The following is a 22399-nucleotide window of genomic DNA, read 5'->3' as shown; positions in this document are numbered from 1 at the left end:
TCCTTCGGAATCTACGCGCTCTGCATCATCAATAGAACTAGATTATTTTTATGTAAACGATAGCGCTGGCCTATGACAATTTTGCTGCTCCGCGTCATTTGGCGGCACAGAAGCGCGTGAGTTCCGTGATGAGGTCGGCGGCGTTTCGGGGGTCGTGATGCGCTCACTCGCTTCGCATGCAAACGACAGCGGTCGGCAAGAGCGAAGCCTGCATGGTGGTCTCAGTACGTCGGCGTGCATAACGCCGATCAGGGCAGCAGCAGGCCCTGCGTTTCGATGAAGCGAATGATCTGCTCCAGGCCGTTCTGCCGACGCAGGTCGGTCATCGCGAACGGCTTGTCGCCGCGCATGCGCAAGGTGTCCTCGCGCATCACCTCGAGCGAGGCGCCGACGTGCGGGGCCAGGTCGGTCTTGTTGATGACCAGCAGATCGGAGCGCGTGATGCCGGGGCCGCCCTTGCGTGGAATCTTTTCGCCGCCGGCCACGTCGATCACGTAGAGGGTGAGGTCCGACAGCTCGGGCGAAAACGTCGCGGCTAGATTGTCGCCGCCAGATTCGATAAACACGATGTCGGCATCGGGGTAGATGTCGAGCATGCGTTCGATCGCTTCGAGATTGATCGAGGCATCTTCGCGAATCGCCGTATGCGGGCAGCCGCCGGTTTCAACGCCCATGATGCGCTCGGGTTCCAGCGCGCCGGCGACGGTGAGCAGGCGCTGGTCTTCCTTGGTGTAGATGTCGTTGGTGATCACCACGAGGTCGTAGCGGTCGCGCATCGCCTTGCACAGCATTTCCAGCAAGGTGGTTTTGCCCGAGCCGACCGGGCCACCGATGCCCACGCGCAGCGGCGGCAGCGCGCGCGTGCGGGGCGATCGGGTGATATGGGGGCGTGATGCGGTGGCGATACTCATGAGCGGAACAGCCTCGTGTATTGGGTTTCGTGATGCGCGGACAGAATGCCCAGCATCGGCGTGAAATTGCGGGCCTGGGTTGGTGCACGGGCCATCGCTGTCTCGACCCAGGCCGGCAGTTGGCTGGCGAGGCGGCGCAGCATCGCCTGCCCGGCAATCTGTCCCAGCGGTACCAGCTTCACCGCTGCGGTGGTGAGGTTTTCCGCCAGGCTCCAGCCCATCGCCTGCAGCGCATCGCGCTCGTCGAGGTCAAGCACGGCAGACGCGCACGCGTGCACGCTGGCGTAGGCCGGCGGAAGCAGTCGGCCCAGCATCGCGCGATGGGTTTCGGTGAACGTGGACAACTGCGGAAGCGCCTGCAGCCATAGCGCCAGCGAGCGGCCGGTCTGTTCGCTCTCCATGCGCAGCTCGGCGGTTTCGCGCATGGCGACCAGTTGGTCGTTGATCGCCAGCAGGGTGTTTTCATCCAGCGCCAGCCACGCGGCGTACTGCGCGCGCCACAGCGGCGCCTCGCCGTCGGCCAAGGCCAGTGCGAGGTAATCGGCAATCCACTGTTCGGCGCTGGCGGCATCGCGCACGACGCCTGCTTCCAGCGCGGCTTCCAGCCCCAGCGAATGGCTGAAGGCGCCGACCGGCAGCGCCGCCGACGCCAGCTGCAGCAGAGCAGGCAGGTTCGAGCGATCAGCGCTCATGCGGATCGCGCAGCGGCGAAAGGTTGGGCTCGTGCCGGCGGAAGACTGCCTGTGCCAGCGCGTAATCCTCCGCAAACGTGGCATCGTGGCCGTGCTTGTGGCCGCCGCCGTAGGCGCCGGTTTCCGGCTGGAACGGCGCTTCGGTCGCCTCGACCCGCACGCCGAGCTGATCGAGCATGTCGCGCAGCACCGGGTCGGGCGTAATCGCCAGATAGCCGTCGCCGACCTCGACCGCGATATGCCGGTTGCCCAGGTGATAGGCCGCGCGCGTCAACGCGATCGCCGTGTCGGCGGTCACGCGTAGCACGGGCTCGGGCGCGGCCACCACCACAAACACCGACGCGTCGTCGGCCTGCAGCCGGTCGCCAGGGCGCAGCGTCAGGCCGGGCATCAGCGCCCACGCGAGCTCACGACCGTCGGGCAGCGTGAGCCGATGCCGGCTGCGCTTGCGCGTATCGAACGCGAGTTCGAGCGGCACGTCGTCGGCCTGTCGCTTCGTCGATGCATCGAGGTGACGATGGATCATCAGCATGCGCTGATCTCAAAATAAGTTGCTTTCAAACCAAGTACTCAAAACAGGAAGTAACGCTGCGCCATCGGCAGCACCTCGGCCGGCTCGCACCAAAGCCGCTCGCCATCGGCGGTCACCACGTAGGTTTGCGGATCGACCTGGATATCGGGCATCGCCGCGTTGTGGATCATGTCGGCCTTGCCGATGCTTCGGCAGTGGCGCACCGCGACCAGTTTCTTCTGCAGGCCGAGTCGTTCGCCCAGTCCCGCATCCAGCGCCGCTTGCGATACGAAGGTCAGCGAGCTTTGCGTCAGGCTGCGGCCGAAGGCGCCGAACATCGGCCGGTAGTGCACCGGCTGCGGCGTGGGGATCGAGGCATTCGGGTCGCCCATCGGCGCTGCCGCAATGCTGCCGCCCTTGAGAATCAGCGCAGGCTTCACGCCGAAGAACGCCGGTTTCCACAGCACCAGGTCGGCCCACTTGCCGACTTCGATCGAACCCACTTCGTGGCTGATGCCGTGCGTGATTGCGGGGTTGATCGTGACCTTGGCCAAGTAGCGTTTGACCCGGCTGTTGTCGTGTCGCGCCGGGTCGCCGGCCAGCGAACCGCGCTGCACCTTCATCTTGTGCGCAGTCTGGAAGGTGCGCAGGATCACCTCGCCGACGCGGCCCATCGCCTGCGAATCGGAGCTGATCATCGAGAACGCGCCCAGGTCGTGCAGGATGTCCTCGGCGGCAATCGTCTCGCGGCGGATGCGGCTTTCGGCGAACGCCACGTCCTCGGCGATGCCCGGGTCGAGGTGATGGCAGACCATCAGCATGTCGAGGTGTTCGTCCAGCGTGTTGACGGTGAAGGGGCGGGTCGGATTGGTCGAGCTGGGCAGCACGTTCGGCAGCGAGGCCGCCTTGATGATGTCCGGCGCATGGCCGCCACCGGCGCCCTCGGTATGGTACGTGTGGATAGTGCGACCCTTGAACGCGGCCAGCGTCACTTCGACGAAACCCGATTCGTTGAGCGTGTCGGTATGGATGGCTATTTGCGTATCCGTTTCGTCGGCCACGCGCAGCGCGCAGTCGATCGCGGCGGGCGTGGTGCCCCAGTCCTCGTGCAGCTTCAGGCCGATCGCGCCGGCGAGGATTTGTTCGTGCAGCGCTTCAGGCAGGCTGGCATTGCCCTTGCCGAGAAAACCCAGGTTCATCGGAAACGCTTCGGCCGCCTCCAGCATGCGCTGCATATGCCAGGGTCCGGGCGTGCAGGTGGTCGCATTGGTGCCCGTAGCCGGCCCGGTGCCGCCGCCGAGCATGGTGGTAACGCCGGACATCAACGCTTCCTCGATCTGCTGCGGCGCGATGAAATGGATATGGCTGTCGATGGCGCCGGCGGTGAGGATCAGCCCCTCGCCAGCGATGATCTCGGTGCCGGGGCCGATCACGATGGTCACGCCCGGCTGGATGTCCGGGTTGCCGGCCTTGCCGATGCCGCTGATGCGCCCGTGCTTGAGGCCGACGTCGGCCTTGACGATGCCCCAGTGGTCGACGATCAGCGCATTGGTGATCACCGTGTCGGCGCAGTCGGCGGTCTGCCGCTGGCTCTGGCCCATGCCGTCGCGGATCACCTTGCCGCCGCCGAACTTCACCTCCTCGCCGTAGGTGGTGAAATCCTTTTCCACTTCGATGATCAGATCGGTGTCGGCCAGCCGCACGCGGTCGCCGGTGGTGGGGCCGAACATTTCGGCATAGGCGCGGCGGCTGAGCATGGTCATTCGTACATATCCATCAGAGCCGTCCCATCACGCCGCCGTTGAAACCGTAGACGATCCGATCGCCGGCCAGTGCCACCAGGCTGACCTCGCGTGACTGCCCCGGTTCGAAACGCACCGCGGTGCCGGCGGCGATATCCAGGCGAAAGCCGCGCGCGGCGGCGCGATCGAAATGCAGCGCGGTATTGGTTTCGGCGATGTGATAATGCGAGCCGATCTGGATCGGCCGGTCGCCGGTGTTGGCCACCGCCAGCGTGAGCTTGTCGCGACCGACGTTGAGTGCGATGTCGCCATCGTCGATCAGGTATTCGCCGGGTATGCAGCCACCGCCGTTCATCGGGCTGGGCTTCATGCGCTGATCACTCCGGTCAGCAGGGCGACGCCGGTCAGCGCGGTCACGCCGCCGGCCAGTGGCGTGGCCCAATCGGCATGCCGTGCGGCCAGCCGTCCAGCCAACGCGCCGCCCAGGTGCAGCAACGCCGTGGCGGTCACCATGCCGGCCAGCCACGGCTCGCCCATGCCGCAGGCGGGCATCTCCACGCCGTGCGCGTAGCCGTGAAACAGTGCGAAAGCCCCCGCGATGCCGCAGGCTGCCGCCGTCGGCAGGCGCAGTTTGCCTATCAGCAGTGCGCCCAAGACCACCAGCGAGAGCGCGATCATGGTTTCACTGGCGGGCAGCTGCAGTACGCCGTTCAAGCCGATCAGCGCACCCAGCAGCGTGCAGCTGGCAAAGGCCAGCGGCACCATCCACCAGCGTCGCTGCTGCGTGGTGGCGCTCCACCAGCCGACCGCGGCCATGGCCAGCAGATGGTCGATACCGGTGAACGGATGGGCGAGGCCGGAGCCAAAGCCGTGGCCGCACTGGCCCGGATGCGCCATCGCGATGGTGGGCAGCAGGGCGGCGGCAGTGACGATGAGGCGGCGTGGCAGGGTGCGGTGCATGGCAATCCTCAAGATTTCAGGGCTTCAGTGGTGCGGGTTCAGCCGATCGGATCGTGCACGGTGACCAGCTTGGTCCCGTCGGGAAAGGTGGCTTCGACCTGGATGTCCGGAATCAGCTCGGCGATGCCGTCCATCACGTCGTCGCGGCCGAGCAGGGTGGTGCCGAAGTGCATCAGCTCGGCGACGCTGCGGCCGTCGCGCGCGCCTTCCATGATCGCCGCGCTGATAAACGCGATCGCCTCGGGGTAGTTGAGCTTGAGCCCGCGCGCCTTGCGCCGCTCGGCCAGCAGGCCCGCGGTGAAGATAAGCAGCTTGTCCTTTTCGCGCGGCGTCAGTTCCATGGTTCATCTCGACGGGTTTGGCTTGTTGCGGCTCAGGTAGACCAGATGCGCGGCCGCTGCGGCGGCATGGCCGAGCTCCATGGCCTCAAGGTATGCCACAACGCTTCGAACAATTCACGCACTGTGTGACCGCTGGCGCCGAGTGCGCGTATCACCAGCAACTCCGCAGGAGCCCCCAGCCAGCTGATGCCGCAGGGAAGATCGAAGCGCGATGCCGTGGCGCGCGCAGCGGCCAGCGCGTCGGCATGCTGGGCCGAGAGTCGCGGCGAGCACGCCCAGGCCGCGGCAAATACCGGGTGGCCGGCCAGCCGCAGCGGCGAATCGCGCAGCGGGTCGTGGGCATCCAGATGCGCCTGTTCCAGCCACACCGGCCGAACGCCGCGGGATAGCGCGAGCCGCTGCTGCCAAAAGCCCTGGTTCCATCGTTCGCCCGCCGCCAGCCGGCCCAACTGCACGATGTCCCAACCGAACATCGCCGCCCGCGGCGCCAGGGTGATCTGGCACGTCTGCACCACTTTGGCGCCGTCGAACAGGATCGATTCCTGCGGGAGCCATTCCAAGCAGGCGTCGTCATCCACCGTGAGATGCAGCGCCTGTTGTGCCGGTGCGGCATCGCCGGCTCGGTACCACTTGGCGGCACCTGGCGTGGTGAGCAGGGCGTGTGCGCCGGTTTCCATGTGGACGTCTATTTCAAGCCGGTCGCCGCCGGCGATGCCGCCGGGCGGATGCAGCAGCAGGGCATGGCAGCAGCCGGTACCCTCCGGATACAGCATGCGCTGCACGCGCAGCGGGCCGCGATGGTTTCGATGCACCGCCTCCGTGGTGTCGCCGCGGCGGGCAAAGCGCAGTTCGAGCCGCGCCGACCATGCGTCGAGCTGCGATGCCCGGGGATGGGCGTCGACAGCGGGGGCAGCATCTGGCGTCGAGCGATAAGACAACGACGAAATCCCTGCGCGAAATTTTTGGGCGGCTCAACCCGACGTTAGCAGACCTTTCAGCCGGTACAGCGCATCGAGCGCTTCGCGCGGGGTCAGCGCATCCGGATCGATCTCGGTCATAGCGCGGTCGAGCGCCGACGGTTCGGGCGCGGCTGGTGCTGGCATGCCGAAGAGGCCGAGCTGCGGCGACTGCGTGGAGCCACGCTTATGCGACGAACGGTGCTCGGCACCGCCGCGCTCCAGTTCGGCCAGCGTGCGCCGCGCGTCGGCGATCACCGATTTCGGCAGGCCGGCCAGCGCCGCCACCTGCAGGCCGAAGCTGCGGTTGGCCGGGCCGTCCTTCACCGCGTGCATGAACACCAGCTGCTCGCCCAGCTTCTTGTCGTGAAATTCGACGGCATCCAAATGCACGTTGGCGATCGACGGATACTCGCCGGCCAGCTCGGTCAGCTCGAAATAATGCGTGGCGAACAAGGTGTAAGAGCGGCTGCTCGCCGCCAGATGCACGGCCGCGGCGCGCGCCAGCGACAGTCCGTCGTACGTGCTGGTGCCGCGGCCGACTTCGTCCATCAGCACCAGGCTGTGCTCGGTCGCGTTGTGCAGGATGTTGGCCGTTTCGCTCATCTCCACCATGAAGGTGGACTGGCCGCGCGACAGGTCGTCGCCGGCGCCGATACGGGTAAAAATGCGATCGATCGGGCCGATCGTCGCGCGCGTGGCAGGCACATAGCTGCCGATATGGGCCAGCAGCACGATCAACGCGTTCTGCCGCATATAGGTCGATTTGCCGCCCATGTTCGGGCCGGTGATCACCAGCATGCGGCGAGCGCTGCGCTCGGCGGCATCGTCGCGGGTCGGATCGCCTAGGATCAGGTCATTCGGTTCGAACGGCTCGTCGCGAACTTTTTCCACCACCGGATGACGCCCGCGCTTGATCGCGATGCCGGGTATGTCGGTGAGTTCAGGGGCGCTCCAGTCCAGCGCGTCGGCGCGTTCGGCCAGCGTGGCCAGCACGTCGAGTTCGGCCATTGCGATGGCTGCGGATTTCAGCGGCTCCAGCTGTTCGATCAGCGTGTCGAGCAGCGCTTCGTAAATTGCCCTTTCGCGCATCAGCGAACGCTCTTTCGCGGAGAGCACCTTGTCTTCGAAGTTTTTCAGCTCTTCGGTGATGTAGCGCTCGGCGTTCTTGGTGGTCTGGCGGCGCGTGTAGTGCGTCGGCGCCTTGTCCGCCTGCGCCTTGGTGATTTCGATGTAGTAGCCGTGCACGCGGTTGTAGCCGACCTTCAGCGTGGTGATGCCGCTGGCGGCTTTCTCGCGCTCCTCCAGTTCGACCAGGTACTGATCGGCGTGGGTGGACAGCCGGCGCAGTTCGTCCAGCTCCTCGTCGTAGCCGTCGGCGATCACGCCGCCGTCGCGCTGCAGTACCGGCGGCTGCGCGACCACAGCGCGCGTAAGCAGCTCGGCGATGTTGGCGTGGTCGCCGATGCGTTCGACGAGAGAAGCCAGCAAGGGCGACGCTTCTCGAGGAGTGCGGCCAGGGATGGCCGCTTCTTGATCTTCGCGCTCATGGATGAGCGCACTGATACCAGACGCTGCGGCAAGGCCGTCTCGCAATGTGGAAAGATCGCGCGGCCGCGCCGAGCGCAGCGCCACGCGGGCGAGGATGCGTTCCAGATCGCCGATGCCGCGCAGCGGTTCGCGCAGGGCCTCGTAACGGCGGGCGTCGATCAATGTGCCGATCGCCTGATGCCGCAGACGCAACACCTCGCGCGAGCGCAGCGGCCGGTTGAGCCAGCGGCGCAGCAAGCGCGCCCCCATCGGCGTGACGGTCTCATCGAGCACGCCGAGCAGCGTGTGTTCGGTGCGGCCGCTGGGGTGGGTATCGATTTCCAGATTGCGCCGCGTGGCGGCATCCAGTGCGATCGTCTCGCTGGCGTTTTCCACCGCCATGCCGGACAGATGCGGCAGCGCGCTTTTCTGCGTTTCCTCGACGTAGCCGAGCAGGCAGCCGGCAGCGGCGATGGCCAGCGGCAAATCGTGCGCGCCGAAGCCGCCGAGGTCGCGCGTGCCGAAGAAACGGTTGAGCTCACGCTTGGCCGTGTCGATATCGAAATGCCACGGCGGCCGTTTGCGCAGGCCGGGCAGGTTGCCGACGAATTTCGGCCACGCGATGTTTTCGTCGACCAGCGTTTCGGCCGGCTGCAGCCGCGCCAGTTCGGCGGCCAGCGCTTCGGCATGGGGCACTTCGCTGAGCAGAAAGCGGCCGCTGCTCAGATCGACCCAGGCCAGCCCGTAGCTGTCGCGCGGGCCGCCGGCGATCGCCAGCAAAAGATTGTCCCGGCGCTCTTCCAGCAGAGCGGCGTCGGTCACCGTGCCCGGCGTGACGATGCGTACCACCTTGCGCTCGACGATGCCCTTGGCCAGCGCCGGATCGCCGATCTGCTCGCAGATCGCCACCGATTCGCCCAGCCGCACCAGCCGCGCCAGATAATTCTCCGCCGCGTGATACGGCACGCCCGCCATCGGAATCGGCGCACCGCCCGATTGTCCGCGCTGGGTGAGAGTGATATCCAGTAGCCGCGCGGCCTTGCGCGCATCGTCGAAAAACAGCTCGTAAAAATCGCCCATCCGGAAAAACAGCAGCACATCGGGATGCGCCGCCTTGGCGCCCAGGTACTGACGCATGAACGGGGTGTGCTGGGAAAGATCGTCTTGGGTCATGCGATGCGGGTCTTGGCGTGGTCGCTTGGAACAGGGACGGAACGCGTCCGGCGGCTTTACCCGCCAGACGAAGGAATGTCAGTCCATCAGTTTCGCATGCGGTGTGTTCCTAGGGATGCTGGCCGTGCGCACAAGGCCGGGCCGGTCGTCTCATGGGCTGAACACCAGCACCAGAAAGACCGCGAACAGCGAGAGGTGCACTGCCCCTTCCAGCATGGTGGTGCGCGAGCCGGAAAACGTCAGTCCGCTGAGGATCAGTGTGGCCGCCAGCAGCACGATGCTGGCCGGCGGCAGGCCGAGCACGACTTTCTGGCCGGTGATCAGTCCGATGATCAGGACGGCGGGAACCGTCAGTCCCACGGTGGAGGTGGCGCCGCCGAGGCAGAGATTGATCGCACGCGTCAGCTGGTTGCGGCGGATGGCGATCAGCGCGGAAATACCTTCCGGCGTGAACACCAGCATCGCAATCACCACACCGCCCAGGGCCGGCGGCGCGCCCATGGCGGCGATGCCGTGATCGAGCACTTTGGCCAGGCTCTTGGAGAGAATGACGATCGGTAGAATGTGGACCAGCAGCATCGCCACATGGCCGAAAAGCTTTCGTTTGGACGCTGCTGGCGCAGTGACGGTGGCTTCGGCAACCACCGCCTGATCGCCATTGGCCGGCTCGACGAAGAAACCGCTATGCCGTCCCGTCTGCAGCCACAGAAAGATGCCGTAAAGCGCAATCGTCAGCACGGAAAAGCAGGCCGCTTGCAGTGAGGTCAGCGTGCTGTCCGAGGTGGATGCGGTGAACTTCGGCAGCACCAGTGCAATGGTCGACAGCGGAATGACCACCGCGAGGTAGGCCGACGCGCCCTGCAGGTTGTAGGACTGTTCGTGATGATGCGCCCCGCCGATCAGCAGGCCCAGGCCGACCACCCCGTTCAGCACGATCATCAGCACCGCGAACATGGTGTCGCGTGCCAGTGTCGAGGCGTCCTGCGCGCTGATCATCACGGCGGAGATCAGCGCGACTTCGATCAGCACGATCGACAGGGTAAGAATCAGCGTGCCGAAGGGTTCTCCCAGTATGTGGGCGAGCTCTTCCGCCTCGTGCACCACGCCGAATGCGACCCAGATGATCACCAGAAACAGCCAGGCGAAGAGGCCGACACCCACGATCGGGCTGGCCAGTGCGCTCATCCAATGGGCGCCGAACACCAGAAACAGAGCGACCGATAGCCACGCAAGAACAGGACGAACAAATACTTTCATGACGTGGCTCCGAACAGCGGCGGAAGGTGGTCTGCGAGTGTAATGCGGCTGGTGTTCGTCGACGGTTTCGACGGTTTTGTTGCGAAAAGCACGCGAACGCGCCGTGACATAATCAGGCCTTATCAGTCATCGAGTTCAACGATGGATTTTTCCGATACGCATCTGCACGAGCTGGCCAAGGACGTGGCGGGCATCGTGATTGAGCAGAAGCTGATGCTGGTGACCGCCGAGTCCTGCACCGGCGGCTGGATTGCCAAGACGCTGACCGATCTGCCGGGCAGTTCGACCTGGTTCGACGCCGGCGTGGTGACCTACAGTTATCAGGCCAAGGAGGCACTGCTCGGGGTGAATCCGCGCACGCTGGAGCGTACCGGCGCCGTCAGCGAGGAAACCGCCCTGGAAATGGTCTCCGGCGCACTGGCGCGCTTTGGTGCGGGCGTGGCGGTAGCTGTCACCGGTATTGCCGGGCCTTCCGGCGGCACCGTGGAAAAGCCGGTCGGCACGGTCTGGATCAGCTGGAAACGGCGCGGCGGCTACGGTTGTGCGCAGCTATTCCATTTTCCGGGCGATCGCGAGGCGGTCAGGCGGCAGACCGTGGCGGCGGCGCTCGCCGGTTTGCGCAAAATTCTGACGGAATGAAGCGCCGCGCGCCGCCAGATCGGCTTGACGGGTGTGGGATACTGCGACGGTAGCGAAACGATCCGCCGTGATCGCAGCCCGTGAGACCCGCGCCGGGCATGATCCTCTCCAGTGACCCACCCGTCTTTCAGCGACACCTCTTTCAGACCAACCGGAATTCAAGACCATGACGATCGATGACAATAAGCGCAAGGCACTCACTTCCGCGCTCGGCCAGATCGAAAAGCAGTTCGGCAAGGGCGCGATCATGCGCATGGGCGACCGTGTCAACGAAGCCATCGAAACCGTGTCTACCGGCTCGCTCGGGCTGGATATCGCACTCGGCGTCGGCGGCCTGCCGCGCGGCCGCGTGGTGGAAATCTACGGGCCGGAGTCGTCGGGCAAAACCACGATGACCCTGCAGGCCATCGCCAGCTGCCAGCGCGCCGGCGGCACCGCGGCCTTCATCGACGCCGAGCACGCGCTCGACCCCACCTACGCCGAAAAGCTCGGCGTGAAAGTGGACGACCTGCTGGTGTCGCAGCCCGATACGGGTGAGCAAGCGCTGGAAATCGCCGACATGCTGGTGCGCTCGGGCGCGGTCGACATGGTCGTGGTCGACTCGGTCGCCGCATTGACGCCGAAGGCTGAAATCGAGGGCGAGATGGGTGACTCCCACGTCGGCCTGCACGCTCGCCTGATGAGCCAGGCGCTGCGCAAGCTCACCGCCAACATCAAGAAATCCGGCACGCTGGTGATCTTCATCAACCAGATCCGCATGAAGATCGGCGTGATGTTCGGCAGCCCGGAAACCACCACTGGCGGCAACGCACTTAAGTTCTATGCCTCGGTGCGCCTGGATATTCGCCGCATCGGCGCGGTGAAGCGCGGCGACGAGATCATCGGTTCGGAAACCCGCGTGAAGGTGGTCAAGAACAAGGTGGCGCCGCCGTTCCGCCAGTGCGAGTTCGAAATCCTCTACGGCGAAGGTACGTCGCGCGAAGGCGAGATCATCGAGCTGGGCGTGGCCCAGAACCTGATCGACAAGTCCGGTGCCTGGTACAGCTACAAGGGCGACCGCATCGGCCAGGGCAAGGAAAACGTGCGCCAGTTCCTGCGCGACAATCCGGCCATCGCCAACGAAGTCGACGCCCAGCTGCGCGAGCGCCTGCTGGTGCCGGTCGGCAAGCCGGCCGCCGCCGCGGCCGAAGAGGCGCTCGAGGAAGCGTGAGTCTTGCCTCCTGACGCTTCAAGGCAGGCAACATGGCCCGGCTCGTCCGGGCCATGTGCGTTTGTGGCGGAGGTAACCCCATGAAACGCTCCCCAGGCTCCGATGACCCGGCCAAGCCCAAGCGTAGCGCCTACGACAAGGCGCTGGGCCTGCTGGCGCGGCGCGAGCATTCCAAGCGCGAGCTGAAAACCAAGCTACGCCAGGGCGGCTACGAGGGCGAGGAAACCACCGAGGCGATCGAGCGCCTGGGCGAGCAGCAGTATCAGGACGACGACCGCTTTGGCGAAGTGCTGCTGCGCAGCCGGATCGCCCAGGGTTACGGCCCGATGCGACTGCGCATGGAGCTGAAAACCCATGGCCTCAGCGATGCCAGAATCCGCGCATTGTTGAATGACGCAGAAGTCGACTGGATCGCGTCGGCCTCGTCCCAGCTGCGCCGCCGCTATGGCAGTGTGGGCGTCGCCGACCCTGCCGAACGCGCCAAGCGGGCGCAGTTCCTCTTGCGCCGGGGCTTTGACGGCTCCACAGTACGGAGTGTTACCCACGCCGACGTGGACGAAGCCGCCGACGACAGCCCCTGAAATCCATCATCCTGCGATGATGCCAGGGTCCATCGCGTGGGCTCGCGCGCGGTGTGGCCTCCCGACCGATGGCAACGACGATTCGAATGAAAACCTCCGAAATCCGCTCTACCTTTCTCGATTATTTCCGCTCCAAGGGTCATACCATCGTGCCGTCCAGCTCGCTGGTACCGTCCAGCGATCCGACGCTGCTGTTCACCAACTCGGGCATGGTGCAGTTCAAGAACGTGTTTCTCGGCAGCGAGAAGCCGGGCTACGTCCGTGCGGCGGACGTGCAGCGCTGCCTGCGCGCCGGCGGCAAGCACAACGATCTGGATGCCGTGGGCTATACCGCGCGCCACCACACGTTTTTCGAGATGCTGGGCAACTGGTCGTTCGGCGACTATTTCAAGCGCGACGCGATCCATTTCGCCTGGGAGCTGCTGACCGGCGTGTTCAAGCTGCCGGCCGAGAAGCTCTGGGTCACGGTCTATCACACCGACGACGAGGCCTTCGATATCTGGCACACGCAGATCGGCGTGCCGGCCGAGCGCATCGTGCGCATCGGCGACAACAAGGGCGCACCGTTTGCCTCGGACAACTTCTGGCAAATGGCCGATACCGGCCCGTGCGGTCCGTGTACGGAAATCTTTTTCGACCATGGCGCGGATATTGCCGGCGGGCCGCCGGGTTCGCCGGACGAGGACGGCGACCGCTATATCGAAATCTGGAACTTGGTGTTTATGCAGTTCGACCGCGCGCCCGACGGCACGCTGAGCCCGCTGCCGGCACCCTGCGTCGATACCGGCATGGGCCTGGAGCGGCTGGCCGCGGTGCTGCAGCACGTGCATTCCAATTACGAAATCGATCTGTTCGCGCATCTGATTGCCGAAGCCGGCAAGTTCACCGGCACGACAGATCTGGGCAACAAGTCGCTGCGCGTGATCGCCGATCATATCCGCGCCTGCGCGTTCCTGATTGTCGACGGCGTGCTGCCGTCCAACGAAGGCCGTGGCTACGTGCTGCGCCGTATCATCCGGCGCGCCTTGCGCCACGGTTGGATGCTTGGCGTGCGCGGCGACTTCTTCTGGAAGATGGTGCAGCCGCTGGTCGAGGAGATGGGCCAGGCCTATCCCGAACTGGCCGCTAAGCAGTCGTTCGTCGAAGAGGCGCTGCGCACCGAGGAGCAGCGATTCGGCGAGACGCTGGAACACGGCATGCGAGTGTTCGATGACGTGGCCGGAAAATCTGGCAAGACGATACCCGGCGCCGACGCCTTCCGCCTTTACGACACCTACGGTTTTCCTGTCGACCTCACGGCCGACATCGCGCGCGAGCGCGGGCTCGAGGTGGATATGGACGGCTTCGACAAGGCCATGAACGAGCAGCGCGAGCGCGCCCGTGCGGCGGGCCGCTTCGAGGCGAAGGGACTGATGCCCGCCGACCTGGCCAGCCAGCTCAAGCCCACCGTATTTCTCGGTTACGACGCGATGTACAGCGATGCCAGCAAGGTCGTCGGCATCGTGCGCGACGGCAAGCAGGTGAGCGAGCTGGCCGATGGCGAAGAGGGCTTGTTGATACTCGACCGCACGCCGTTCTACGCCGAGTCGGGCGGGCAGGTGGGCGATACCGGTGAGCTGATCACTACCGCCGGCCGGCTCGAAGTGCGCGATACGCTGAAGATGGGCGGCGTGTTCTTCGGCCACGCGGGTCGCTGGCATGGCGCCCAGCCGCTGCGCACCGGCGACGTGGTCGAGGCCAGCGTTAACGCATTGCGCAGGCAGTCCATCGTACTCAACCACTCGGCCACGCATCTGCTGCATGCGGCCCTACGCAAGGTGCTGGGCGATCACGTCACCCAGAAAGGTTCGCTGGTGGCGGCCGAGCGGCTGCGTTTCGACTTCTCGCATTTCAAGCCGATGAGTCGCGAGGAGCTGGCCGCGGTCGAAGCGATGGTGAATGCCGAAGTGCGTCGCAACGCCGAGGCTGAAATCCACAACATGGCGTATGACGAGGCGATCGAGTTCGGCGCCATGGCCTTGTTCGGCGAAAAATACGGCGCCGAAGTGCGGGTGCTGAAGATGGGCGATTTTTCCACCGAGTTGTGCGGCGGCACGCACGTCAGCCGTACCGGCGACATCGGCCTGTTCAAGATCGTCAGCGAGGCGGGCGTGGCCTCCGGCGTGCGCCGGATCGAGGCGGTCACCGGCGACGGTGCGCTGGCTTACGTGGCTGACGAGGAGCGTCGCCTGGGCGAACTCTCGCATCTTTTGTCCAGCAGCGGCGATGACGCTGTCGAAAAACTGCGGCAGATCTTCGATCGGCAGAAAAAGCTCGAGCGCGAGCTGGAGTCGCTGCGCAGCAAGTCGGCCGGTTCGGCCATCGCCGATCTTGCGGTGACGGCGCAGGACGTCGATGGGATCAAGGTCGTCGCCGCGAGGCTGGAAGGGCTCGATGCCAAGTCGCTGCGCGATGGCGTTGATCAACTCAAGCAGCAGCTCGGCGATTGCGTGGTGCTGCTGGCGGGCGCGGCGGATGGTCGCGTCTCGCTGATTGCCGGCGTGCACGGCAAGGCGCTTGGGCGCATCAAGGCTGGCGATATCGTCGCCCATATCGCGTCACAGATCGGCGGCAAAGGCGGCGGCAGGCCGGACATGGCTCAGGGCGGCGGTGCGGATGCCCCTGGACTGCCCAAGCTGCTGGCTGAACTACCGCAGTGGATTTCCAGCCACTGACCGGGGGCTGAAAACGTTGCGTTATGCCCCTTGTCATCGTTCAGACGCATTGCGCGGGATACCGGCGCTCGGCTAGTATCAGTCGAATGTCGACGTTACCAAAGCAACGGTAGCGTCGCCGGTCATGACAGCTAATCATTAGGGTCAGGGCTGTGAACCGGGAAGGCGGTAGGGCCTTCGATGGATCAATCGTCGAATTGTGGACAGATGGAGGCTCAGGGGTGAGGCGCCCATCGGTCGACAGGCCCATGACACAAAAAATTATGGAGTAACAATCATGTTGATTCTGACCCGCAGGGTCGGCGAAACCCTGATGATCGGCGACGAGGTGACCGTCACCGTTCTGGGCGTCAAGGGCAATCAGGTGCGCATAGGCATCAATGCTCCCAAGACCGTCGCGGTGCATCGTGAGGAAATTTACCAGCGCATCAAGGGCGAAGGTGGTACGGACGGTCCTGCCGATGAGGCCGTCGAGCACTGATTGAGCATCAAGTCTTTACCTTGATGACGTCGATCGGTATCCTTGCCGGCTCCACAGCGATGTGGAGAATTATGGAGAGATGCCCGAGTGGCCGAAGGGGCTCCCCTGCTAAGGGAGTATAGGGTCAAAAGCCTTATCGAGGGTTCGAATCCCTCTCTCTCCGCCAGTTTACATAAAGCCTTGATTATTCAAGGCTTTTTTGTGGTCTGGGAGCGAGTCGTCGAGATGCGAATCGGAACCCATGGGTTCCGTTGCTCATGCATCATTTGAAAGCTTTGCAAAACTTTACAGTATGCTAAAACCTTTGGCCTAGGCCAGTCGTATTGATGTCGGTCAGTAGTCGTAAGCGTTTGAGCAAGCGTTTTAGAATGAGTAGCGCCGCCCCGTCATCCGCCGAATTTGCTGCGCTACGGACAGATAGAGATGGCCTCCGACAAGCCAATGGCATAGCTCTCTTATTGCCGATCGGACTCCGCTTCGCGCGGTAAGCCGATGATCTGTCCTTCGGAAACGCTTCTTCACGCCCAATCTCTTCATGGGATCGAGCTGTAACGATTCTTGCTAGTCGATTCAGGCCAGACGAGGGCGGAAAGTACCGGATAAGCGCGATGCGGACCATTGGCAGCAGGTTCACTGATTAACAGAGAGCGAACCTCTCCAGTGCTGGTACTGCGCTTGTGCTAACGCCTTTTGAAGACAAGCTTTGGCGTTCTGGTGCGGCCTACACTTTAAGCCGGTTGGCTCTGTAAGTCGTCCTACCGCAGTGCAGAGCACATTTGATACCTGTCATTTCTTGCAGTAGCCCCGGTTTGGCATTGAGTTTTTAATTCAGACGTCGGCGGTCCTAAGGAATGGACCAAGGATTCGGCGGGATTTGACCGACATTGAACGACTAAAAATACCCAGTCGAGGTGACCTCGACTGGGTATTTTTTTACTGTTCGCTAGCAGTTACCGGTATAGCGGGTAAGCCCAAAGCCTTTCGGGTCCTATCATCCAGTTCAATCCAGAGTGCGAGCACGGGCTTGTCATCAATCATCTGGGGTGGTCCAACTCGGTGCGCATGTATGCCAATGCTTCTGAGAATTCGCTCGACTCCAAGGGCGGTGAAGGTAATGAGGCGGGTTGCACCTTGTGCGCAGGCGACCTCAACCACCGACGCGAACAAGGAGCAAAAGCGTCGCCTGGCCTCTTCCCGGGAAGGCGCAGTCGATTCGCCGGGGGCCATCGTTGAAAAGCGCGACAGCTCCCAGGTGTCGGGGGAGTGGGGCGCTGGTGAGCCATTCATCAGTTCCGGGAACACCTCATCGAGCAAGTAGGGCTTGGTCGTTGGCAGCAGGCGCGCACAACCACACACAATGCCATTGGCATCTCCGACGACGACGTATAGTGTGTCCGGTCGGTCGAACTGATCGCGCTCCAAACCATTTTCGACGGGCAGCTGCCATTGCAGTGCCTTGATGAAGACTTCATACCGATACGCGGCGAGCGCTATTTCGAGGCCGATGGGAAGCTCGCTTTCCGTTCCAGTTGCCACTGTAAACATGTGCCGTTACTCCACAAAGGGGGATTGACGGCATTGGAGGAGATTCCCCAGGTACGAATAACTGGAAGCTCATACAGTTGACTTTGGCTCAAATGTCGACGCTTTAACCCAGGCGTAGCGGTTCTGGTTGGGTAAGGTGGTCGCGTTTTTATGACGACAAACGGTTCATAGCCAAGGGCGGTGCGCATTCCTTGGGTTGCCAGGGTTCACCACTAAGCCATGCTTGCAGTAGCTCTTCCGTTTTCGCCTGCCCCAAGTCGTAGCCGGTTTTTGGTGTGATGAGCATCACGTTCGTACTGATGCCGCCTGGCGCAATGGCATGCGTTCCATTGGGACACTCAAACCAGGCCCATCCGATGCTGACGGCTCGTGTGGCATCGGTTTCCCATTCGCAGTAGCCTGCGTGGTGGGTTTCGATACCTTCATGGCGAAGGTCGTCATTGAGAGTGCTGTCTTCCCAGGACTTTCGAAGAGTAAACTCGAGTCCGGTAAAGACTTCGAAGGTCATACGAATATAGCCGTCCAAACAGATTTGGGCGACTTTCGATGTTGATGGGGCTGGCAGCCTCATGGCGCCTCCGGGTCGATGCGGCGCTACACCGTAGCTGCAGTTGGGAAGGTAACAAACTGCTAGAAAGAACAGTATTAGGGGAATCGTTCAGTGTGAAGACTTGGCGTGAAGATTGCCTGGACCTATTGTCTTCGAAGGCGTCGTCGTCTGACGGCATTTTGAAGGAACTTGCCGCCATCGTTGATAAAATGGGGTTCGAGTACTGTTCCTATGTGCTTCGTGTGCCGTTTCCTATCGGCAGTCCCACGGTGACCTGGTCGAGCACTTATCCGGATAAGTGGTTGGATCACTATTTTTCACATCATTACTTAGAGACGGATCCACTCATTCAGCAAGCTTCTCGCGACCTTGCCCCCGTGGTCTGGGCGAGCGGGGAGTCCCGGGACCAGCCGGAGTTTTGGGAGGAGGCGAGGGCGCATGGTGTTCAGCATGGATGGGCGCTCGCCACGCATGGCAAATTCATGACCACCGGAATGCTTTCTCTCGCACGAAGTCACGACAAAGTCAGCGCGCGAGAACTGTCGGATATCGAACCGCAGCTTGTTTGGCTCTCCCACGTAACCCATGGTCTCATCAGTGCGATTGAAACCAAGGAATGGGGGGCGGATATCGATCACCGACTTACCGAGCGCGAGCTTGAAGTTTTGCGTTGGAGCGCGGGTGGGAAAACAGCGGATGAAATTGGGACCATTCTCGGAATCTCCGCGCGTACCGTGACGTTTCATATCACGAGCACCCTTGCCAAACTCAATGCGACGAATAAAGTCCAAGCCGTAACCAAGGCTTTCTTGTTCAATATTCTCTGATGGCGAAGATCGGCAAGGTTTGTATGGTGGTTTAGCCTTCGATTCCAGTGGCGGGTGCATGCCATTGCCTCTGCCGAAGCAGCCCGATCGGAGCGAACATCGATAGAGCCAAGCCGATTCTATTGCTCGGTCAGCATGCTGAGTCGTTTTCGAGATTGTGTGCCCCGTCGTTAGGCATATATGAGTTGATTCAAACGTACCAGGCCGGTGACACATCGGCCTGGTATTTTTGTATGCGGGTTTCGCGGCTTGCAGCGAAACCCGAAGCGGTTCGTGCGGTACACCACGATGGATGCCCCTCAAACTCGCGGACATTGTGCGGGGCTATGAATAGGGCCTCGGATCCACTGGCCAGTCGGCTCGATGCTTGGTTGCGTATGGCGATGGTGGGGTGCCAATGCACAGGTCATCCATGCACGGCTTCACTGAGCTGATGTGGCGGCTTTACTTGAAAAAGTCAGCAAACAGGCGTCGGCCGAGATGCAATGCAGGGTGATTTCGACTGGCGCCATCGTGCCGTCGCCGCCGTCGTTTTCATCCATGCCGAAGTTGCGCGCAAATCGAGGGAAGGCACCGCCGGATACCAGCAGCCGCAGATGGTGACCGGGAGGCACTCGCCACGCGACAGGGGACGTCTTGAGCACGGTTGTGCGAGGGCTTGCGTCAGGCGATGACGATGGTCGAAGCCTGGTGTAGCCGTCGGTGATGTTGACGGTGCGCCCCCAAGCGTCGACATCGCACAGGCAGACAAAAAGATCGTGATGCGGTCTGCTGGATGACGTGGTCAACGTCACGCGAATATCGCCGATAAGGTCGAGGGCTTGCTCGAGGGCTGGGCCGTCGAAGCTCAACACATCGCTGCGCGCACAGAGCGTGCGAACGTCGCCGCGACCTTTGCGGTTCGCCAGCATGGGGCCGGCCACGCTGGGCGTCGGGTCGGATGGATCGTAGGTGAATGAACGAACGCCAGGGGTCACGTGGTTATCGGAAAGGCGGCCGTCGGCGCTCAGGGCAAGTTGCGTTGTCCGGATATCGGTCGGCGGCCATGTGGTTGTCGAGCGCCATTCATTCGGCCCGTTGAACCAGAATTTCACCCGATCGAGGTCTTGCGCCCGCGCCGGCCTCGCACCTTTGAGATGGATGTCGAACCACTCCAGTGCGTCACGCAGGCTTTCGCCGATCATACCGATGCTCGAGTGCGTCCACTGGCCGACGGTCATTCGTGCCGTGCAGCCGCACGCCCTCAGCGCCTGAAAGTCGCGCATCTGGTAGGCGAATAAAAAATCCGACCAGCCGGTGACCATGCTGACCGGCGTTTTGATGCGGTCGATCGTGTCGGTGAAACGAATCGGCGCCCAGCGCTCGTCCTGCGGGTTGCCTGTGGCCCACTCGCGCCAGAAATCGACCCGCCTGCCCAGCGCGTCGACGTCGATGGTGTGGACCGGCAACCGAGCGTAGTAGCGTTTAAGCGGATCGCCGAATAGACGTTCGCGGATGGCGTTACGCAAGCGATGGCTGCGCTCCTGATGCTCCAGCAGGTGCGCCCAGACCAGCAGATCCTGCAGCCGAAAGCCGCCGCCGTCGTGGATGGCTTCTTGAAAATCGCTGGTGGTGACGCTCATGGCCATGGCGGAAAGGCGATCGCCCAATTCGGCCGCCATCGCCCACTGCACTTGTCCCATATAGCTGCCGCCATAAAGGCCTAAACGGCCGGCAAACCAAGGCTGGTTTTCGATCCAGCTCACCGTATCGATGCCGTCGGCAGACTCCTGGAAAAAGGGATGAAAGCGACCCTCGGAGCCGAATGTGCCGCGGCAGCTTTGGATGACAGTTGCATATCCGCGGTTGGCAAAGGCCTGCGCCATCAGGCCGAAAACGCTGCCGCGGCCGTACGGCGAGCGCAACAATACGGTTGGCTGACCCGATGGCTCTGCCGGGAGATAGACGTCACCGAGAAGGCTCACGCCATCGCGCATTGTCATGCGCACATCGCGATGCCGAACGGTGCGCGACGTGCGTGGCGGCAGTTTCAAAAGGCGATCGAGCAGCATGCGGGTCTCGCGACGTTGGGTTACGCCTAGCGTCGCACTCGCGAGGTGTTTTTTACGGCAGCATGGTTCAGCGCGGCGCGGTTCGATCGGCTGTTACGGGCCTGCTTGATGGCGTAGGCGTAAGTTCCCAGCAATACCTGGCTGCAGTTGCGCACCATCTTTTCTTCGGAGTCGCGATAACCCGAGAGCAGCCAGGCCGTGCCTGCGTTGGTCATTGCGCCGACCAGCGCCATGCCGACAATGCGCTGATCGGCGTGATCGCCCAGCGCGTTCTGCGTGGTCGGGTCGGCCGAGGCAATGATCTGCTTGGCGAATTCGGACAAATTGCGCTGATAGGTGGCGTCGGTTTCCGCGTTGATGCCCATCACTTCGAGCATCAGCACGCGCGCCGCGCAGGTATCGCGTAAAAAAGCGAAAAATGCGCGCAGACCGGCATCGATGCGTTCTTCAAGGCGTTCGCCCTGGCTCTCTATCGCCTGCTGCAGCGCTGCGTGCAGCCGCTGGGCGTGGTGTTCATAGGTCGCGCGCAGCAGGTGGTCGGTGCTGTCGAACGCCGCGTAGAAATAACGATCGTTCAATCGGGCTTGCTGGCAGATGGCGCGCACGGTCGCCTTGCGAAATCCGAACGTGCCGAACACCTGGGTCGCCGCCTGGATCAACGCCTGGCGCCGCTCGGCGGCACGGTCCTCGTGGGCGACGCCGCCGTAGGGCCGGCCGGCAGCTTGGGGTTCAGCAGTTTTTTTCATGCGTTCATTTGACAGCAGAAAGAGCAAAATTTAAAGTGGTGACACGTAACACCACACTTGCGTGGTGGTTGAGGAATGTCCAGTGCAGATCTTCAAGGGCAAGGTCGCTGCTATCACCGGCGCGGCATCGGGGATGGGCCGCAGTCTCGCCGTCGAGCTGGCCCGGCGCGGCTGCGCTCTGGCGCTCAGCGATCGCAACGAGGCGGGCCTGCAGGAAACCGCAGCGCTGTGCGCAACACACGCGGTGAAGGTAACGACCCAAATGTTGGACGTATCCGACCGGGCGGCGGTATTCGAGTGGGCACGCCTGTCGAACGCCGCGCACGGCAAGATCAATCTGATCTTCAACAACGCCGGTGTGGCGCATACCGCCTCGGCGGCCACGGCGACCATCGAAGATTTCGAATGGATCATGGGCATCAACTTCTGGGGCGTGGTGCACGGTACGCAGGCGTTTCTGCCCTATCTGCGCGCCTCCGGCGAAGGCCATGTGATCAATCTATCGAGCCTGTTCGGTCTCATGGCCATGCCGACCCAGAGCACCTATAACGCCAGCAAGTTCGCCGTGCGCGGCTACACCGAAGCGCTGCGTATGGAATTGGAACTGGAGGGTGCACCGGTCAGCGCAACCAGTATCCACCCCGGCGGCGTGGCCACGAATATCGTGAACTCGTCGCGCATCGACAAGCAGATTGTCGACGCCACCGGACTAGATGAGGAAACCCACCGCCGTCGCGCCAATCGGCTGATCAACGTCACCACGCCAGACGCCGCAGCGCTGCAGATTCTTGCCGGGGTGGAGAAAAACGCGCGTCGCGTGCTGGTGGGCAAGGATGCATGGGTGATGGACAAGTTGATTCGCTTGCTGGGTTCGGCGTATCAGGTGCTGGTGCTTCGACGCGCGCGCAGCATGCTGGGTAGTCCAGCGAAAAGCAGCAGTGCGCCGCCTGCGGGCGATTGAATCCACCGTTTTGTATGGCCG

General features: G+C 63.1%; 21 protein-coding genes and 1 tRNA gene. 8 read left to right on the top strand and 14 right to left on the bottom strand.

All coding sequences use genetic code 11. From position 1 onward, the window contains the following. Positions 1-248: 248 nt before the first annotated feature. From ureG to HDE78_RS04015, 10 genes are all read right to left on the bottom strand, one after another. Entirely contained in the window at positions 249-911 is a 663-nt protein-coding gene (gene ureG / locus HDE78_RS04060) for an urease accessory protein UreG (protein WP_179477250.1), read from the bottom strand. After that, positions 908-1603 carry an urease accessory UreF family protein gene (locus tag HDE78_RS04055; RefSeq protein ID WP_179477249.1) on the bottom strand — a complete coding sequence of 232 codons (696 nt, stop codon included), beginning with the start codon at positions 1601-1603 and terminating at the stop codon, positions 908-910. Before HDE78_RS04055 ends, ureG begins: the two co-directional genes overlap by 4 nt. Beyond that, positions 1593-2135: an urease accessory protein UreE gene (ureE, locus tag HDE78_RS04050; protein WP_179477248.1), complete on the bottom strand. Its 543-nt coding sequence runs from the start codon at positions 2133-2135 to the stop codon at positions 1593-1595. The genes HDE78_RS04055 and ureE overlap by 11 nt, the downstream gene beginning before the upstream one ends. Before the next feature lie 38 nt (positions 2136-2173). Continuing rightward, entirely contained in the window at positions 2174-3877 is a 1704-nt protein-coding gene (ureC, locus tag HDE78_RS04045) for an urease subunit alpha (protein WP_179477247.1), read from the bottom strand. A 13-nt stretch (positions 3878-3890) separates the two neighbouring features. After that, positions 3891-4226, bottom strand: a complete 336-nt coding sequence (locus tag HDE78_RS04040) for an urease subunit beta (protein WP_255457619.1) — start codon at positions 4224-4226, stop codon at positions 3891-3893. Further along, complete coding sequence (locus tag HDE78_RS04035; protein WP_179477246.1) at positions 4223-4816, bottom strand: HupE/UreJ family protein; 594 nt, start codon at positions 4814-4816, stop codon at positions 4223-4225. Before HDE78_RS04035 ends, HDE78_RS04040 begins: the two co-directional genes overlap by 4 nt. Positions 4817-4854: 38 nt before the next feature. After that, positions 4855-5157 (bottom strand): urease subunit gamma, encoded by a 303-nt coding sequence (gene ureA, locus HDE78_RS04030; RefSeq protein WP_179477245.1) that lies wholly within the window; start codon positions 5155-5157, stop codon positions 4855-4857. 32 nt (positions 5158-5189) lie between these two features. After that, positions 5190-6095 carry an urease accessory protein UreD gene (locus HDE78_RS04025; protein ID WP_179477244.1) on the bottom strand — a complete coding sequence of 302 codons (906 nt, stop codon included), beginning with the start codon at positions 6093-6095 and terminating at the stop codon, positions 5190-5192. 33 nt (positions 6096-6128) lie between these two features. Further along, positions 6129-8816 carry a DNA mismatch repair protein MutS gene (gene mutS, locus HDE78_RS04020; RefSeq protein WP_179477243.1) on the bottom strand — a complete coding sequence of 896 codons (2688 nt, stop codon included), beginning with the start codon at positions 8814-8816 and terminating at the stop codon, positions 6129-6131. Between the two features lie 150 nt (positions 8817-8966). Further along, entirely contained in the window at positions 8967-10073 is a 1107-nt protein-coding gene (locus HDE78_RS04015; RefSeq protein ID WP_179477242.1) for a calcium:proton antiporter, read from the bottom strand. A gap of 141 nt (positions 10074-10214) precedes the next feature. Here HDE78_RS04015 and HDE78_RS04010 point away from each other — a divergent pair, with 141 nt between their 5' ends. The 6 genes from HDE78_RS04010 (at position 10215) to HDE78_RS03985 (ending at position 15864) form a co-directional block, all read left to right on the top strand. Beyond that, entirely contained in the window at positions 10215-10712 is a 498-nt protein-coding gene (locus HDE78_RS04010) for a CinA family protein (RefSeq protein ID WP_179477241.1), read from the top strand. A gap of 172 nt (positions 10713-10884) precedes the next feature. Beyond that, entirely contained in the window at positions 10885-11922 is a 1038-nt protein-coding gene (gene recA, locus HDE78_RS04005; protein ID WP_179477555.1) for a recombinase RecA, read from the top strand. 80 nt (positions 11923-12002) lie between these two features. After that, the gene (locus tag HDE78_RS04000) at positions 12003-12503 is read left to right on the top strand and encodes a regulatory protein RecX (protein WP_255457618.1); all 501 of its coding nucleotides are present in this window, start codon (positions 12003-12005) and stop codon (positions 12501-12503) included. An 86-nt stretch (positions 12504-12589) separates the two neighbouring features. Further along, a complete protein-coding gene (gene alaS / locus HDE78_RS03995; RefSeq protein ID WP_179477239.1) occupies positions 12590-15217 on the top strand; it encodes an alanine--tRNA ligase in 2628 nt (875 codons plus the stop codon). A gap of 277 nt (positions 15218-15494) precedes the next feature. Continuing rightward, positions 15495-15698 (top strand): carbon storage regulator CsrA, encoded by a 204-nt coding sequence (gene csrA / locus HDE78_RS03990; protein WP_179477238.1) that lies wholly within the window; start codon positions 15495-15497, stop codon positions 15696-15698. 73 nt (positions 15699-15771) lie between these two features. After that, positions 15772-15864: transfer RNA gene (locus HDE78_RS03985), tRNA-Ser, on the top strand. Between the two features lie 767 nt (positions 15865-16631). Here the strand turns inward: HDE78_RS03985 and HDE78_RS03980 are convergent. Next, positions 16632-17243 carry an acyl-homoserine-lactone synthase gene (locus HDE78_RS03980; RefSeq protein ID WP_179477237.1) on the bottom strand — a complete coding sequence of 204 codons (612 nt, stop codon included), beginning with the start codon at positions 17241-17243 and terminating at the stop codon, positions 16632-16634. Between the two features lie 148 nt (positions 17244-17391). Then, a complete protein-coding gene (locus HDE78_RS03975; protein WP_255457617.1) occupies positions 17392-17814 on the bottom strand; it encodes a DUF4902 domain-containing protein in 423 nt (140 codons plus the stop codon). Between HDE78_RS03975 and HDE78_RS03970 the strand changes: the two genes are divergently transcribed. After that, positions 17790-18620 (top strand): autoinducer binding domain-containing protein, encoded by an 831-nt coding sequence (locus HDE78_RS03970; protein WP_179477235.1) that lies wholly within the window; start codon positions 17790-17792, stop codon positions 18618-18620. The genes HDE78_RS03975 and HDE78_RS03970 overlap by 25 nt on opposite strands. Before the next feature lie 422 nt (positions 18621-19042). Here the strand turns inward: HDE78_RS03970 and HDE78_RS03965 are convergent, their stop codons facing one another. Together HDE78_RS03965 and HDE78_RS03960 are read right to left on the bottom strand one after the other, a co-directional pair. Beyond that, positions 19043-20671, bottom strand: coding sequence for a CocE/NonD family hydrolase (locus HDE78_RS03965; protein WP_179477234.1), 1629 nt, complete (start codon positions 20669-20671; stop codon positions 19043-19045). A gap of 26 nt (positions 20672-20697) precedes the next feature. Beyond that, positions 20698-21417: a TetR family transcriptional regulator gene (locus HDE78_RS03960; protein ID WP_179477233.1), complete on the bottom strand. Its 720-nt coding sequence runs from the start codon at positions 21415-21417 to the stop codon at positions 20698-20700. Between the two features lie 82 nt (positions 21418-21499). On the opposite strand from HDE78_RS03960, the gene HDE78_RS03955 reads away from it, so the two are divergent. Beyond that, positions 21500-22378: an SDR family NAD(P)-dependent oxidoreductase gene (locus tag HDE78_RS03955; RefSeq protein ID WP_179477232.1), complete on the top strand. Its 879-nt coding sequence runs from the start codon at positions 21500-21502 to the stop codon at positions 22376-22378. Positions 22379-22399: the final 21 nt, after the last annotated feature.

Origin of the sequence: Rhodanobacter sp. K2T2, assembly GCF_013408815.1 — a bacterium.
GTDB lineage: Bacteria > Pseudomonadota > Gammaproteobacteria > Xanthomonadales > Rhodanobacteraceae > Rhodanobacter.
The sequence above is the reverse complement of the archived record's forward strand: the minus strand, read 5'-3'. Positions and strand labels throughout refer to the sequence as shown.

Bases quoted from the DNA above. Each gene is read 5' to 3' on its own strand.
- ureG (WP_179477250.1), bottom strand. From the start codon at position 911: ATGAGTATCGCCACCGCATCACGCCCCCATATCACCCGATCGCCCCGC.
- HDE78_RS04055 (WP_179477249.1), bottom strand. From the start codon at position 1,603: ATGAGCGCTGATCGCTCGAACCTGCCTGCTCTGCTGCAGCTGGCGTCG.
- ureE (WP_179477248.1), bottom strand. From the start codon at position 2,135: ATGCTGATGATCCATCGTCACCTCGATGCATCGACGAAGCGACAGGCC.
- ureC (WP_179477247.1), bottom strand. From the start codon at position 3,877: ATGACCATGCTCAGCCGCCGCGCCTATGCCGAAATGTTCGGCCCCACC.
- HDE78_RS04040 (WP_255457619.1), bottom strand. From the start codon at position 4,226: ATGAAGCCCAGCCCGATGAACGGCGGTGGCTGCATACCCGGCGAATAC.
- HDE78_RS04035 (WP_179477246.1), bottom strand. From the start codon at position 4,816: ATGCACCGCACCCTGCCACGCCGCCTCATCGTCACTGCCGCCGCCCTG.
- ureA (WP_179477245.1), bottom strand. From the start codon at position 5,157: ATGGAACTGACGCCGCGCGAAAAGGACAAGCTGCTTATCTTCACCGCG.
- mutS (WP_179477243.1), bottom strand. From the start codon at position 8,816: ATGACCCAAGACGATCTTTCCCAGCACACCCCGTTCATGCGTCAGTAC.
- HDE78_RS04015 (WP_179477242.1), bottom strand. From the start codon at position 10,073: ATGAAAGTATTTGTTCGTCCTGTTCTTGCGTGGCTATCGGTCGCTCTG.
- HDE78_RS04010 (WP_179477241.1), top strand. From the start codon at position 10,215: ATGGATTTTTCCGATACGCATCTGCACGAGCTGGCCAAGGACGTGGCG.
- HDE78_RS04000 (WP_255457618.1), top strand. From the start codon at position 12,003: ATGAAACGCTCCCCAGGCTCCGATGACCCGGCCAAGCCCAAGCGTAGC.
- alaS (WP_179477239.1), top strand. From the start codon at position 12,590: ATGAAAACCTCCGAAATCCGCTCTACCTTTCTCGATTATTTCCGCTCC.
- csrA (WP_179477238.1), top strand. From the start codon at position 15,495: ATGTTGATTCTGACCCGCAGGGTCGGCGAAACCCTGATGATCGGCGAC.
- HDE78_RS03980 (WP_179477237.1), bottom strand. From the start codon at position 17,243: ATGTTTACAGTGGCAACTGGAACGGAAAGCGAGCTTCCCATCGGCCTC.
- HDE78_RS03970 (WP_179477235.1), top strand. From the start codon at position 17,790: ATGTTGATGGGGCTGGCAGCCTCATGGCGCCTCCGGGTCGATGCGGCG.
- HDE78_RS03975 (WP_255457617.1), bottom strand. From the start codon at position 17,814: ATGAGGCTGCCAGCCCCATCAACATCGAAAGTCGCCCAAATCTGTTTG.
- HDE78_RS03965 (WP_179477234.1), bottom strand. From the start codon at position 20,671: ATGCTGCTCGATCGCCTTTTGAAACTGCCGCCACGCACGTCGCGCACC.
- HDE78_RS03960 (WP_179477233.1), bottom strand. From the start codon at position 21,417: ATGAAAAAAACTGCTGAACCCCAAGCTGCCGGCCGGCCCTACGGCGGC.